Origin of the sequence: Streptomyces sp. NPDC049970 (assembly GCF_040660235.1) — a bacterium.
Lineage (GTDB): Bacteria > Actinomycetota > Actinomycetes > Streptomycetales > Streptomycetaceae > Streptomyces.
In genome coordinates this window covers 1-13,569 of record NZ_JBFALP010000029.1, presented here as the reverse complement: position 1 = coordinate 13,569, position 13,569 = coordinate 1, and the positions used below count along the sequence as shown (strand labels likewise).

Annotated in this window: 14 protein-coding genes; 10 read left to right on the top strand and 4 right to left on the bottom strand. The window is 71.1% G+C overall.

What is annotated here, in order from left to right; translation table 11 throughout:
* The first annotated feature begins 79 nt into the window (after window positions 1-79).
* The 3 genes from AB0I83_RS30125 (at window position 80) to AB0I83_RS30115 (ending at window position 1,300) form a co-directional block, all read left to right on the top strand.
* Window positions 80-577 (top strand): MarR family transcriptional regulator, encoded by a 498-nt coding sequence (locus AB0I83_RS30125; RefSeq protein ID WP_356537681.1) that lies wholly within the window; start codon window positions 80-82, stop codon window positions 575-577.
* Window positions 578-707: 130 nt separating this feature from the next.
* The gene (locus AB0I83_RS30120; protein WP_363306886.1) at window positions 708-908 is read left to right on the top strand and encodes a hypothetical protein; all 201 of its coding nucleotides are present in this window, start codon (window positions 708-710) and stop codon (window positions 906-908) included.
* 95 nt (window positions 909-1,003) lie between these two features.
* Window positions 1,004-1,300: a hypothetical protein gene (locus tag AB0I83_RS30115; RefSeq protein ID WP_363306885.1), complete on the top strand. Its 297-nt coding sequence runs from the start codon at window positions 1,004-1,006 to the stop codon at window positions 1,298-1,300.
* A 180-nt stretch (window positions 1,301-1,480) separates the two neighbouring features.
* Here the strand turns inward: AB0I83_RS30115 and AB0I83_RS30110 are convergent, their stop codons facing one another.
* Window positions 1,481-1,981, bottom strand: a complete 501-nt coding sequence (locus tag AB0I83_RS30110; RefSeq protein WP_363306884.1) for a hypothetical protein — start codon at window positions 1,979-1,981, stop codon at window positions 1,481-1,483.
* A 127-nt stretch (window positions 1,982-2,108) separates the two neighbouring features.
* Here AB0I83_RS30110 and AB0I83_RS30105 point away from each other — a divergent pair, with 127 nt between their 5' ends.
* Window positions 2,109-2,444 carry a YnfA family protein gene (locus tag AB0I83_RS30105; RefSeq protein WP_356537676.1) on the top strand — a complete coding sequence of 112 codons (336 nt, stop codon included), beginning with the start codon at window positions 2,109-2,111 and terminating at the stop codon, window positions 2,442-2,444.
* Between the two features lie 62 nt (window positions 2,445-2,506).
* Entirely contained in the window at window positions 2,507-3,265 is a 759-nt protein-coding gene (locus AB0I83_RS30100; protein WP_356537674.1) for an SDR family NAD(P)-dependent oxidoreductase, read from the top strand.
* Between the two features lie 121 nt (window positions 3,266-3,386).
* On the opposite strand, the gene AB0I83_RS30095 is transcribed toward AB0I83_RS30100, so the two are convergent.
* Window positions 3,387-4,580 (bottom strand): RtcB family protein, encoded by a 1,194-nt coding sequence (locus AB0I83_RS30095; RefSeq protein WP_363306882.1) that lies wholly within the window; start codon window positions 4,578-4,580, stop codon window positions 3,387-3,389.
* 171 nt (window positions 4,581-4,751) lie between these two features.
* On the opposite strand from AB0I83_RS30095, the gene AB0I83_RS30090 reads away from it, so the two are divergent.
* The 4 genes from AB0I83_RS30090 to AB0I83_RS30075 all read left to right on the top strand — a co-directional run bounded on the left by AB0I83_RS30090 (window position 4,752) and on the right by AB0I83_RS30075 (window position 9,381).
* Entirely contained in the window at window positions 4,752-5,558 is an 807-nt protein-coding gene (locus AB0I83_RS30090) for a DUF3558 domain-containing protein (protein WP_363306881.1), read from the top strand.
* 205 nt (window positions 5,559-5,763) lie between these two features.
* Window positions 5,764-6,612 carry a DUF3558 domain-containing protein gene (locus AB0I83_RS30085; protein ID WP_363306880.1) on the top strand — a complete coding sequence of 283 codons (849 nt, stop codon included), beginning with the start codon at window positions 5,764-5,766 and terminating at the stop codon, window positions 6,610-6,612.
* Window positions 6,613-6,795: 183 nt separating this feature from the next.
* Complete coding sequence (locus tag AB0I83_RS30080; protein ID WP_363306879.1) at window positions 6,796-8,178, top strand: DUF2637 domain-containing protein; 1,383 nt, start codon at window positions 6,796-6,798, stop codon at window positions 8,176-8,178.
* Window positions 8,179-8,352: 174 nt separating this feature from the next.
* The gene (locus AB0I83_RS30075) at window positions 8,353-9,381 is read left to right on the top strand and encodes an aldo/keto reductase (RefSeq protein ID WP_363306878.1); all 1,029 of its coding nucleotides are present in this window, start codon (window positions 8,353-8,355) and stop codon (window positions 9,379-9,381) included.
* 90 nt (window positions 9,382-9,471) lie between these two features.
* Here the strand turns inward: AB0I83_RS30075 and lysS are convergent, their stop codons facing one another.
* Window positions 9,472-11,229, bottom strand: a complete 1,758-nt coding sequence (lysS, locus tag AB0I83_RS30070; RefSeq protein WP_356843003.1) for a lysine--tRNA ligase — start codon at window positions 11,227-11,229, stop codon at window positions 9,472-9,474.
* Window positions 11,230-11,361: 132 nt separating this feature from the next.
* On the opposite strand from lysS, the gene argS reads away from it, so the two are divergent.
* Entirely contained in the window at window positions 11,362-13,131 is a 1,770-nt protein-coding gene (gene argS / locus AB0I83_RS30065; RefSeq protein WP_363306877.1) for an arginine--tRNA ligase, read from the top strand.
* 101 nt (window positions 13,132-13,232) lie between these two features.
* Here argS and AB0I83_RS30060 read toward each other — a convergent pair.
* On the bottom strand, window positions 13,233-13,569 hold a 337-nt coding region (locus AB0I83_RS30060; RefSeq protein WP_363306876.1), incomplete at its 5' end, for a phospholipase D-like domain-containing protein.

Below are 13,569 nucleotides of genomic sequence, written 5' to 3'. Positions count from 1 at the left end.
TTTCTTTGACGTATTTTCATAAGGCGACTGTTCACATCGACCAGCCGGAACGGGCATATGCCCCACTCGGGAGTGTCACATGCGCGATGAGCCAGTCCCGCTCGACCGGTACGCCCCCGACGAGGCGCCCGAGGTCAGAGAGGTCCTCGAACTCCTGGAGATCGCCTGGGAGCGCGGACGCAACACCCTCGCGACCGCGCCCGTCTCCGCGGCGCAGATACGCGTGATGTACATCATCGAACGCGACCCCGGGATCAATCTACGGACACTCGGCCGGCACCTGGACGCGGCGGCCCCCTCCGTCAGCCGCCTGTGCGACCGCCTGCAGGCGGCGGGATTCGTCCGCAGGACCCCTCGCCCCGACGACCGCCGCGAGATGCTGCTGGAACTCACGGAGGCCGGCGCGGCGCACCTGCGAGACGTACGGCGACAGCGCGAGCGGGCGCTGCACCAGGCGATGAAGCGCATGACCCCCGCCGCGCGCGAGGCGCTGGCGACCGGGCTCGCGGCCTTCTGCGAGGCGGCCGCGGACCCCTTCCTTCCGGCGGCGGAGTCTCCGCGGCGGCAGACCGTCTGAGACGGCCACGCGGCCGGGCAGCCCTCGGGGCTCAGCCGTCTCCCGCGAGTTCGCGACGACCTGGCGGCCGTCCGGGTCGGCGGCCGCGGTGACGTCCGCCACGCGGGCCACCCGGCCGGCGAGGACGACCATGGCGGTGACCGAACCGACGACGACGCCCACGGCGAGGTTCTCGGTGGGGACGACGCAGGCCACCGAGGTCCTCGCGAAGCCGCGGGTCCAGCCGGCGCGGGCCGAGGAGTTCGCCCTCACCCTGAGCAACCGCCTGGACCCGAACGGCCCCAATGAAGGCCGATACGCCGGACTGATCGCCTTTTCGCGGGATATGTAGATCATTCTTCGGCCATTCATTGGCCGAAGAATGATCTACAGCCACGCCGCCGGGTCTGCCGATGCAAGGAGCACACGCCCCGGAGGAGGCCTGCCGTGGAGGACATCCTGTTGACCCTGGCCGTCCCGGCCGTGGTCATCGCCAGCGGTATCTACACACTCTGCGCCTGCCGCCGACAGCGCCGGAACCCGCCCTCCCCGTACACCCGGCAGGCCGCCCGGACCGCGGCGCTCGACGCGACGGTACGGGCCGAGACAGTCGTCTCCGGCGCGTACGCCGACCTCGGCAGGCTGTACACCGACCCGGCCACCGCGCACCCGGCCCGGAGCGCCCCCGTCGTCACCGGCCGGAGACGCGACCCTTCGCGTCCGGCCCCCGCTCCAAGGCCGTAGCCCAGCCGACCGCGGCGCGACGGCCCACCCAGGCGCCTACGACACCTTCGCCCGGTGCACCGCCTGCGAGCACGCCCACCGGCGCGGCGCCCACCGCTCCCGCCCTGAAGGCGTCGCGGCCGACGCGGTACGCGAGCCCGGCGGCGCGGACAGCCGGACACCGGCCACCCGAGGAACCGCTCAGAAGACGTAGGCGTCGCCGGTCGAGGGGGCCAGCACCTCATGGGTGTTGTTGCGCGGGTTCCGGTCGCTCGCACCGCCGTTCCACACGGTGTCCACGCGCACCACCACCTCGGCCGGCCGCCCCGCGAGACCCAGCACCACCGTGGTGCGCCGCGCGTCGCCGGCCGCGCTCAGCACCCCCGTCCCGCACAGCACGGTCCGGGCACCGGCGCGCAGACAGCCGCGGGGCAGGCGCTGCCCCGCGGCGAGCGGGACGGAGAAGCGCAGCCTTACGGTCGCCTCGACCAGCGGCGACGGCCCCCGGTTGCCGGCCCGCAGCATGACCCCGAGCCTCCGGCCGTCGAGCGAGACATGGCCGTGGAGGGACACGTCCGCCTCCGGCGCGACCCTCCGGGGCACGGGCTCGGCCACGGCGGACAGCCCCGGACCAGGCACCACGACCGCCACCACCGCCGCCACCACCGACCCCGCCAGCCCTGCTCCACGCATCACTCGCATGAGCCGAAGATACCTATATATCCCAATAATCCTTATTTGCAGACCGGTTCACCGCTCGCGCTCCACCCGCACGGCCCACCACCCACCTCACCCCCGGCCGCCGCACCCCGCATGACACGCTTGTCCCATGCTCCTCGCCCGTTCCATCGCCCTCTTCGTCGTGGCCGCGGTCTTCGAGATCGGGGGCGCCTGGCTCGTCTGGCAGGGCGTGCGCGAGCACCGCGGCTGGATCTGGATCGGCGCGGGCGTGATCGCCCTCGGCGCGTACGGCTTCGTGGCGACCCTCCAGCCGGACGGCGACTTCGGGCGCATCCTCGCCGCGTACGGAGGAGTGTTCGTCGCGGGATCGATCGCCTGGGGCATGGTCGCCGACGGCTACCGCCCGGACCGCTGGGACGTCACCGGCGCACTCGTCTGCCTGGCCGGCATGGCGCTGATCATGTACGCCCCGCGAAACCACTGAACCCGGTCAGGGGCCGCCCGCCTATCCTTGCCCCGTACCGATCAGCTGTCCGAGGAGTCCGCATGGCCGCCACCCCCATCGCCGTCATCACCGGTGCGAGCAGCGGCATCGGCGCCGCGACCGCCAGGCAGCTGGCCGGCGCCGGCTACCGCGTGGTGCTCACCGCCCGCCGCAAGGACCGCATCGAGGCACTCGCCGCCGAGCTCACCGAAGCGGGCCACCAGGCGACCGCCTACTCCCTCGACGTCACCGACCGCGCCGCCGTGGACGAGTTCGCCACGGCCTTCCGCTCGCTGGCCGTCCTGGTCAACAACGCGGGCGGCGCGCTCGGCGCCGACCCCGTGGCCACCGGGGACCCGGCCGACTGGCGCCAGATGTACGAGACGAACGTCATCGGCACGCTCAACGTCACGCAGGCGCTGCTCCCCGCGCTCACCGCGAGCGGCGACGGCACCGTGGTCATCCTCTCCTCGACGGCCGGCCTCTCCACGTACGAGGGCGGGGGCGGTTACGTCGCCGCCAAGCACGGCGAGCACGTCCTGGCCGAGACCCTCCGCCTGGAGATCGTCGGCACCCCGGTCCGCGTGATCGAGGTCGCACCCGGCATGGTCAAGACGGAGGAGTTCGCGACCACCCGCTTCCGCGGCGACACCGAGAAGGCCGCCAAGGTCTACGCGGGCGTCGACGCCCCGCTCTCCGCCGACGACGTGGCCGACACGATCACCTGGGCCGTCACCCGCCCCAGCCACGTCAACATCGACCTCCTGGTGGTCCGCCCCCGAGCCCAGGCCTCGAACTCCAAGGTCCACCGCACGCCCTGACGGCCGGAACCACGACGGCGACCGACGAGCGACGGCCGGGGCCGGTCACCGCGGGCGCCGAAGAGCCCCGGACCACCCGCACCGCGGGATTCCGGGGCTCACGCCGTCGCCGGTGGGGGCCTCAGCCCTTCACACACACGACCTGCTTCAGCTTCGCGACGACCTCGACCAGGTCGCGCTGCTGCTCCATGACCTGTTCGATCGGCTTGTACGCGGACGGGATCTCGTCCACCACCCCGGAGTCCTTGCGGCACTCCACGCCCCGCGTCTGGTCCTCCAGGTCCTTCGTCGAGAACTTCCTCTTCGCGGCGGTCCGGCTCATCCTCCGACCGGCGCCGTGCGAGGCGGAGTTGAACGAGTGCGCGTTCCCGAGGCCCTTCACGATGTACGAACCCGTCCCCATGGACCCCGGAATGATCCCGAACTCCCCGGAGCCCGCGCGAATCGCGCCCTTCCTGGTGACCAGCAGGTCCATTCCCTCGTACCGCTCCTCCGCCACGTAGTTGTGGTGGCAGGAGATCACCGGCTCGAAGGTCACCCGGGCCTTCTTGAATTCCTTCCGGACCACGTCCTGGAGGAGCCCCATCATGATCGAGCGGTTGTACTTCGCGTACTCCTGCGCCCAGAACAGGTCGTTGCGGTAGGCCGCCATCTGCGGGGTGTCCGCGATGAAGACCGCGAGGTCACGGTCGACGAGCCCCTGGTTGTGCGGAAGCTTCCGGGCCTGCCCGATGTGGAAGTCGGCGAGCTCCTTGCCGATGTTCCGGGAGCCGGAGTGCAGCATCAGCCACACCGCTCCCTCTTCGTCGAGACAGATCTCGACAAAATGATTTCCACTTCCGAGCGTTCCCATCTGCTTTGTTGCCCGCTCCTGACGGAATTTGACCGCTTCGGCGATCCCGTCGAACCGCGACCAGAAGTCGTCCCAGCCGCTCGTCGGGAAGCCGTGCAGCCTTCCCGGGTCGACGACGTCGTCGTGCATCCCCCGGCCCACCGGGATCGCCTGCTCGGTCTTCGACCGGAGCCGCGAGAGATCACCCGGGAGGTCGTTGGCCGTGAGCGACGTCTTCACCGCCGACATCCCGCAGCCGATGTCCAGGCCCACCGCGGCGGGACAGACCGCCCCGTGCATCGCGATCACCGAGCCGACGGTCGCGCCCTTGCCGAAGTGGACGTCCGGCATGACGGCCAGACCCTTGATCCAGGGCAGCGTGGACACGTTCCGCAGCTGCTGCATCGCGCCGTCCTCGACCGACGCCGGATCCGCCCACATACGGATGGGAACCTTCGCACCCGGTACCTCTACATACGACATAACCCCTCGATTCCCCCGAAAAATCTGAAAGCGCAAAACCGGTGCCGAGGTCGGCATAACGGTCGGCCGACCGGCATTCACAGCGGCGCGTGCGATACACATTGTGTCCATCGGCCGCCATCGAGCGGCAACCCGTTTTCGTACCGAAGGGAGCCTGGGACCGTGCGACACATGGCGTACGTACCCGGCGTCGCGCTCCTCGCAGCGCTCGTCGCCGGCTGCAGCGCCGGCTCCGGCGCCGACGACCCCGCCGCCGACAGCAAGCCCGGCAGCCCGACGGTCTCGGCCGCGCCCCCGGGCAAGTACCGGACGCTGCCGGAATCCTGCCGCGCCGTACCGCGCTCCACGCTCAAGGACCTGCTGCCGGTCGGCGCCGGCCTGTCCGAGGACCAGCAGGAGAAGGTGTACGAGGGCGCGGCCGCCGTCACCTACGACACCGACCGCAAGGTCGGCTGCCGCTGGAAGTCCGACGCCCAGGACGCGTCCCGGAACCTGTCCATCGACTTCGAGCGCGTCGTCTCGTACGACCCCGCGGTCAGCGACGACGACCGCGCCCGCGAGGTGTACGCGAAGAAGGAGGACGCCGCCGCGCTTCCGGCCCCGGGCGGCGTGACACCGAGTGCGCCGGCCTCCGGAACGACCGGCGGCACGCCCTCCGGCTCCCCGAGCGGGAAGCCTTCGGCCCCGGCCTCCACGGACGCCGCCCCCTCCGGGGGCACGGGCGCAGGGGACGAGGACCTCCGGCCGCGGCTGCTCGGCGAACTCGGCGACGCCGCGTTCCTGGACGACGAGCTCACCCGGGCCGGTTCCACCGCGCAGCACCGCACCGTGAGCGTGGTGTTCCGCACATCGAACGTCATCGTGACCGTCCAGTACACCGAGCAGCCGGCCCTCGTCACCGAGGTCCCCGACAGCCGGGAACTGCAGGAGAAGGCCCAGGCCCTGGCCCGGAATCTGTCCGAGACCCTGAGCGAATGACCGTATGCCGACGGCACCCGGGCGTGGCTCCTCGCACACCCCGGGTCCCTCGGCCGAAGGCGGCATCCGGTCGCGGTCCGTCGTACCGTGGCCCCCGACCGACGTACGGCCGATCGCGGTGCGTACCGACCGCACGACCGAGACACCCCGTACCGCCCGACCGCCCGCACGACCGAGACCGCCGTGCCGTCCGAGTGAAGGAACCATGCACCGATCAGCCCCGCGACTGTCCCGCATACTCGCCTGCGCCGCCGTTCCGGTGATGCTCGTCGTCGCCGGCTGCTCGTCGGACTCCGGCGACTCGAAGGAGTCGGCCGCGTCCGCCTCCTCCGACTCCCCCGGCGCGAAGAAGTCCGAGCCGGCCGTCGAGCCCGCGAAGTTCTCCGAACTGCCCGACGCCTGCGGGTCGATCAGCAAGAAGACGATCGAGGACCTGGTCCCGAAGTCCAAGAACAAGGGCGGCACCCCGGGCAAGTCCAGCGACACCCGGACCCGCGGCAGCTGCGCCTGGAACGGTCTGGACGACAACGGCGTCAAGGGCTCGCAGTACCGCTGGCTCGACGTCGGCTTCACCCGTTTCGAGTCGGACCGGTCCCTCGGCAGCGGCGCGAAGCGTGCGACGGACGAGTTCACCAAGCAGGTCGCCAAGGCGCAGGCCACCGAGGGCGCCAAGAAGGTCTCGGCCAAGCCCGCCGCGGGCATCGGCGAGCAGGCGACCGCAGTCGTGTACAGCCTCACCAAGACCGGTGAGGAGTTCGAGTACGCGACGGTCGTGGCCCGCACCGGGAACGTCGTCGTCGGCGTCACCTACAACGGTGCCGGTTACGCGGGGGCGAAGACGCCGGCCACCGCCGACATCCTCAAGGGCGCGCAGACGGCCGCCAAGGAGGCGGTCGCCGAGGTAGGCGCCGACCAGGGCACCGCGAAGTCGTCGGCCTCGCCGTCCGCCTCGGCCAAGTCGTCCGCGCCCGCCAAGTCCTCCGCCAAGTCGTCCTCGGACGTGAAGTCGTCGGCGTCGAGGAAGCCGTCCGCGAAGGCCACCCGCAAGTCGTGACCTGACGGCGGGCGGAGGCGTCGACTCCCCGGCCCAGAAGCGGTTCCACGGAGCCCGGTACCCCCGCGGGTACCGGGCTCCGGCCCCTCCCCGCGCAACACGCCCGGTCGGCATGTGCCAGGCTGTGCCCGCGCCGGACGCCGAAGTGGAGCCGGTTCATCCAAGTCGGGAGGGGATCGCAGCGTGGCCGCCATGCAGCTGACACGCACGCACCGCGTACTCATCGGGGTCGTCGTCGCCGGTGCCGTGCTCATCGCCGCGATCGGTTTCGCGGGCTCGTACGCGGCCGTACGCGAACTCGCGGAGGAGAAAGGTTTCGGCCGGTTCTCGCTGGTCTTCCCGATCGGCATCGACGCGGGCATCTGCGTACTGCTCGCGCTCGACCTCCTGCTGACGTGGATGCGCATCCCGTTCCCGCTGCTGCGCCAGACCGCCTGGCTGCTCACCGCGGCGACGATCGCCTTCAACGGCGCCGCCGCCTGGCCCGACCCGCTGGGCACCGGCATGCACGCGGTGATCCCGATCCTGTTCGTCGTCTCCGTCGAGGCCGCGCGCCACGCCGTGGGCCGGATCGCGGACATCACCGCGGACAAGCACATGGAGGGCGTCCGGCTCACCCGCTGGCTGCTCTCCCCCGTCCCCACCTTCAAACTGTGGCGCCGCATGAAGCTGTGGGAGCTCCGCAGCTACGAGCAGGTCATCAGGCTCGAACAGGACCGGCTGATCTACCAGGCCCGCCTCCAGGCCCGCTTCGGCCGCAACTGGCGCCGCAAGGCACCCGTCGAGTCGATGATGCCGCTGCGCCTGGCGAAGTACGGCGTCCCGCTCGCCGACACCGCCCCGGCGGGCCTCGCCGCGGCCGGCATCGAGCCGGCCCTCCTGCCGCCCGCCCCGGTGGCCCCGGAGACCGAGCAGCACCCGCAGCTCGCCCACGCCGTCCGGGAGCCGGACCCCCGGGAGCGGATACCCGGGGAGCGGGAGTTCCACGAGCAGGGCCCCCAGGAACAGGCGGCGCCCCGGCGGCAGGACGGGCGGCAGGAGCAGCGCGACCAGCAGCAGTACGCGGGCGAGGGCGGCGGTTCGCACGAGAGCCCCTGGTTCGCGGCGCCCCAGGTGCCGGAGGACGCGTACGAGAGCGCGTACAACCCGACGTACGTCGAGGGCCTGGAGCCCACCCCGGTGATGATCCCCTCGGGCCCCGGCGGCCGGACGCGCCCGCTGGGCAACGTCGGCACGGTCGGCGCCTTCCCGCACCCGCGCGCCGCCGAACCCGAGCCCGGGCAGCAGCAGGAGCCGGAGCCGGAACAGGGGCGCGAGCAGGAGGCCACCGCCCAGCAGGAGGCCGAATGGGCCGAGGCGGAGATCGAGTTCGGCGAGATCGCGTACGACGTGTTCGCCGCGTACACGCACCAGCACCAGGACTATCCGAGCGCCGAGGTGCTCGACATCCACCTGTCGGACGGCCACAACGTCCGCCACCCGCGCAGCGCCGCTCTCCTGCGCAGGCTGCTGCCAGGTTTCAGGCAGCGCTTCAACATGGACGAGGCCGCCAACCACATCGCCTGACCCGTCCGGGCCCGCCCGCCTCGACACGGCTCGGCCGCCATCGCGGACGGGCCGCGTTTCGCCATGCCTCCTTGCTAAGCGGAACAGCGTTCCGTATCGTGAAGCTGAACGCTGTTCCGTTTACGTAGGTCCGGTGCGCCCCGACGGGCCCCGGGCCACAGCACGAGGAGCATCATGAAGTACCGCACTCTCGGCCGGACCGGTATCAAGGTCAGCCCCTACTGCCTCGGCGCGATGATGTTCGGCGCCATGGGCAACCCCGATCACGACGAGTCCGTCCGGATCATCCACAAGGCGCTGGACGCGGGCATCAACTTCGTCGACACCGCCGACGCCTACTCGCGCGGCGAGTCCGAGGAGATCGTCGGAAAGGCGCTCAAGGGCCGCCGCGACAAGGTCGTGCTGGCCACCAAGGTCCACCTCCCGATGGGCGACGACCCCAACCAGCAGGGGAACTCACGCCGCTGGGTGATCCGCGCGCTGGAGGACTCCCTGCGCCGCCTCGGGACCGACCACGTCGACCTGTTCCAGATCCACCGGCCCGCGCCGGACACCGACATCGAGGAGACGCTCTCGGCCCTCACCGACCTGGTGCGCACGGGCAAGGTCCGCACCATCGGCGCCTCCACCTTCCCGGCCTCGGACATCGTCGAGGCACAGTGGGTCGCCGAGCGCCGGGGACTGGAGCGCTTCCGCACCGAGCAGCCGCCCTACTCCGTCCTCAACCGGGGCGTCGAACGCGAGGTGCTGCCCGTCTGCGAGCGCTACGGCATGGGCGCCATGGTGTGGAGCCCCCTCGCGGGCGGCCTGCTCACCGGCCGTTACCGCAAGGGGCGTACGGCCGACACCCACCGGGCGACGTACGGCTTCAAGCACCTGCGCGACGAGCGCCGGCTCGACGCCGTCGAACAGCTCGTCGCGCTCGCCGAGGACGCCGGGATGCCGCTGACCCACCTGGCGACCGCCTTCGCCATCGCCCACCCCGGCGTGACGTCCGCGATCATCGGCCCGCGCACCATGCCGCACCTCGACGACCTCCTCGCGGGTACGGGGACCACCCTCTCCGACGAGATCATGGACCGGATCGACACGATCGTCCCCCCGGGCACCGACGTCGGGACGCTCGACATGGCCTACGACCCCCCGGCCGTCGGGGTGGCCCGGCTCCGCCGCCGCCCGGCCGACGAACGCTCCGCCGCCTGAACTCCCCCGGCGGCGGCTGCTGCCAAACGCGTGAGGACGGGGCCGGCCATGAGCGGCCGGCCCCGTCCTCACGCGATCCGTCGACCGCGACTACGCGCCGAGCAGCTTCCGCACCCGGTCCGCACCGACCGCGAGCAGCAGCGTGGGCAGGCGGGGCCCGGTGTCCCGGCTCACCAGCAGCCGGTACAGCAGGGCGAAGAACGACCGCTGGGCCACCTTCAGTTCAGGCGTCGGCCCGGCGTCCGGCTCCAGTCCCTCCAGCACCTTCGGCACGCCGTAGACGAGCGTGGTCAGCCCGTCCAGCGACCAGTGCGAGTCGAGCCCTTCGAGCAGCAGTCGCAGGGACTCGCGCCCCTGCTCGTCCAGGGAGCCGATGAGCTCCTTGTCCGGCTCGGTCCGGACGACGGTGCGGGCCTCGGCCGGGACCTGGGTGGTGATCCAGTTCTCGGCGCGGTCGAGCCGCGGACGCGCCTCGTCGAGCGTGGTCAGCGGGTTCGCCGGGTCGAGCTCGCTGAGGATCCGCAGTGTCTGGTCCTCAGCCCCGGCGGTGATGTCGGCGACCGAGGCCAGCGTGCGGTAGGGCAGCGGGCGCGGCGTGCTGGGCAGCTCACCGGCGGCCGTACCGACCGCCCGGGCGTAGGCGGCGGCGTCGGCGGGCAGCACCGAACCCTCGGCGACCTTGCGGGCCAGCGAGTCCCACTCGTCGTAGAGCCGCTGGATCTCCTGGTCGAAGGCGATCTTGAAGGACTGGTTCGGCCTGCGGCGCGCGTACAGCCAGCGCAGCAGCGGCGCCTCCATGATCTTCAGCGCGTCGGCCGGGGTCGGCACGCCGCCCTTGCTGGAGGACATCTTCGCCATGCCGGAGATCCCGACGAACGCGTACATCGGTCCGATCGGCTGGACGCCGTCGAAGATCTCGCGCACGATCTGGCCGCCGACGACGAACGAGGAGCCGGGCGAGGAGTGGTCCACACCGCTGGGCTCGAAGACCACGCCCTCGTAGGCCCAGCGCATCGGCCAGTCGACCTTCCAGACCAGCTTGCCGCGGTTGAACTCGTTGAGCCGGACCGTCTCGGCGAAGCCGCACTCCGAGCAGGTGTAGTTCAGCTCGGTGGAGTCGTCGTCGTAGGAGGTGACGACGGTGAGGTCCTTCTCGCAGTTGCCGCAGTAGGGCTTGTACGGGAAGTAGCCGGCGGAGCCGGAGCCGCCGTCGTCCTCGTCCGCCGCGCCGGAGCCCTCGGCGGCCTCCAGCTCGGCCTCGTCGACCTTCTTCTGCTGCGGCTTCCTGCCCTTCGCGCCCGCCGCGCCGTCCTTCTTGGTGCGGTATCGGTCGAGCACGGCGTCGATGTCGGCGCGGTGCCTCATCGCGTGCAGGACCTGCTCGCGGTACGTGCCCGCCAGGTACTGCTCGGTCTGGCTGATGCCGTCGTACTCGACGCCGAGCTCGTCCAGCGCCCCGGTCATCGCGGCCTTGAAGTGCTCGGCCCAGTTCGGATACGCCGACCCGGCCGGGGCCGGCACCGAGGTCAGCGGCTTGCCGATGTGCGCCTGCCAGGAGGCGTCGACACCCTCCACGCCGTTCGGCACCTTGCGGTAACGGTCGTAGTCGTCCCAGGAGATCAGGTGGCGCACGGTGTACCCGCGGCGGCGGATCTCGTCGGCGACCAGGTGCGGGGTCATCACCTCGCGGAGGTTGCCCAGGTGGATCGGGCCCGACGGGGAGAGGCCGGACGCGACGACGACCGGTTTGCCAGGCGCACGTCGCTCCGATTCGGCGATGACATCGTCCGCGAAGCGGGAGACCCAGTCGGTCTCGGTGCTGCTCTGACTGGAAGCCACGGTCGGCACGTCCTTCTCTCGTGTAGGACTCATAGGGGCGCCACCCATTCTCCCAGGTACCGCCCGCAGCGCGAAAACGGCTTTGCGCCCCGTGGGATACTGGGGCGATCCTCTGTCCTCTACCGAAACGGCAGCCGGCTCATGGCCTCGGTCCCCTCCCTCGCTTCCACGCTCCAGCAGCAGCTGGCGGACGCCCTGACGGCAGCTCTGCCGGATGCCGGCACCGCGGACCCGCTGCTGCGCCGAAGCGACCGGGCCGACTTCCAGGCCAACGGCATCCTCGCGCTCGCCAAGAAGCTCAAGGGCAACCCGCGCGAGCTGGCCGCCCAGGTCACCGCCGCCCTCCCGGCCGATGGACCGATCAAGGACGTCGAGGTCTCCGGCCCCGGCTTCCTCAACATCACGCTCACCGACCGGGCGATCGTCGAGACGCTCGCGGCGCGTGCCGTCGACGGCGACCGGCTCGGCGTCCCGCTGAAGTCCCACGCGGGCACGACCGTGATCGACTACGCCCAGCCGAACGTGGCCAAGGAGATGCACGTCGGCCACCTCCGCTCGGCGGTCATCGGCGACGCCATGGTCCAGATCCTCGAGTTCACCGGCGAGAACGTCGTCCGGCGCCACCACATCGGCGACTGGGGCACGCAGTTCGGCATGCTCATCCAGTACCTCCTCGAGCACCCGGACGAGCTGAAGCACGAAGGCGACAAGGCCGACGGCGAGGCGGCCATGTCGTCGCTGAACCGCGTCTACAAGGCCTCCCGGGTCCTGTTCGACTCCGACGAGGAGTTCAAGGCGCGCTCCCGCGACCGGGTGGTGGCCCTCCAGGCCGGTGACCCGGAGACGCTCGCGCACTGGCAGCGCTTCGTCGACGAGTCGAAGATCTACTTCTACTCCGTCTTCGACAAGCTCGACATGGACATCGCCGACCCCGACATCGTCGGTGAGTCCGGCTACAACGACATGCTCGAGGAGACCTGCCGGATCCTGGAGGAGACGGGCGTCGCCGTCCGCTCCGAGGGCGCGCTGTGCGTGTTCTTCGACGACGTGAAGGGCCCGGACGGCAACCCGGTCCCGCTGATCGTCAAGAAGACCAACGGCGGTTACGGCTACGCGGCCACGGACCTCTCGGCGATCCGGGACCGCGTCCAGAACCTCAAGGCCGACAACCTGGTCTACGTCGTGGACGCACGGCAGTCGCTGCACTTCAAGATGGTCTTCGAGACGGCCCGCCGCGCCGGCTGGCTGAACGACGGCGTCAAGGCGCACCAGCTGGCCTTCGGCACGGTCCTCGGCAAGGACGGCAAGCCGTTCAAGACCCGCGAGGGCACCACCGTCCGGCTGGAGGACCTCCTCGACGAGGCGGTCGAGCGGGCGACGGCCGTGGTCCGGGAGAAGGCCGAGAAGGTCGGCCTGTCCGAGGACGAGATCGTCGAGAACGGCCGGTACGTCGGTGTCGGCGCCGTGAAGTACGCCGACCTGTCGACCTCCGCGGTGCGGGACTACAAGTTCGACCTGGACCAGATGGTCTCGCTGAACGGCGACACCTCCGTCTACCTCCAGTACGCCTACGCCCGGATCCGCTCCATCCTGCGCAAGGCGGGCGACGCGAAGCCGGCCGCGCACCCGGAGCTGGGACTGGCCCCGGCGGAGCGCGCGCTGGGCCTGCACCTTGACCAGTTCGGCGCGGTCCTGGAGGAGGTGGCCGAGGGGTACGAGCCGCACAAGCTGGCCGCCTACCTCTACCAACTGGCCTCGCACCTCACCACGTTCTACGACCAGTGCCAGGTGCTCAGCCCGGACAACGCGCCGGAGGTCGTCGAGAACCGGCTGTTCCTCGTCGAGCTCACCGCCCGCACCCTGCACCAGGGCATGAAGCTGCTCGGCATCCGGACGCCCGAACGGCTCTGAGCGCTCAGGGACCCGGTACGGCCACGAAGGCCCCGCACACCTCACGGTGTGCGGGGCCTTCGGCGTACCCGTGCCCGGCCGCGCGGCCGGGCACGGTCACCTCACAGCCAGCGGCGGATCGGCAGGACGGCCGCCTCGCGCATCCGCTGCGCCGTTGAGCGGCGCCGCCACCGGGCGCCGTCGATCAGCACGCTGTTGGCCCGGTCCTCGTCGAAGTGCCCGTCCAGGGTCGCGGTGAAGGCCGGATCCAGCACGGCGAGCATCACTTCCTCGTCGTGGTCGAGGGAGCGGCGGTTGAAGTTCGTCGAGCCGATCAGCGAGGCGACACCGTCCACCGTCAGAGCCTTGGTGTGCATCATCGTCGGCTGGTACTGGTAGATCTTCACGCCGCAGGCGGTGAGGGCCTCGTAGTGGTGCTGTCCGGCCAGCTGGCACACC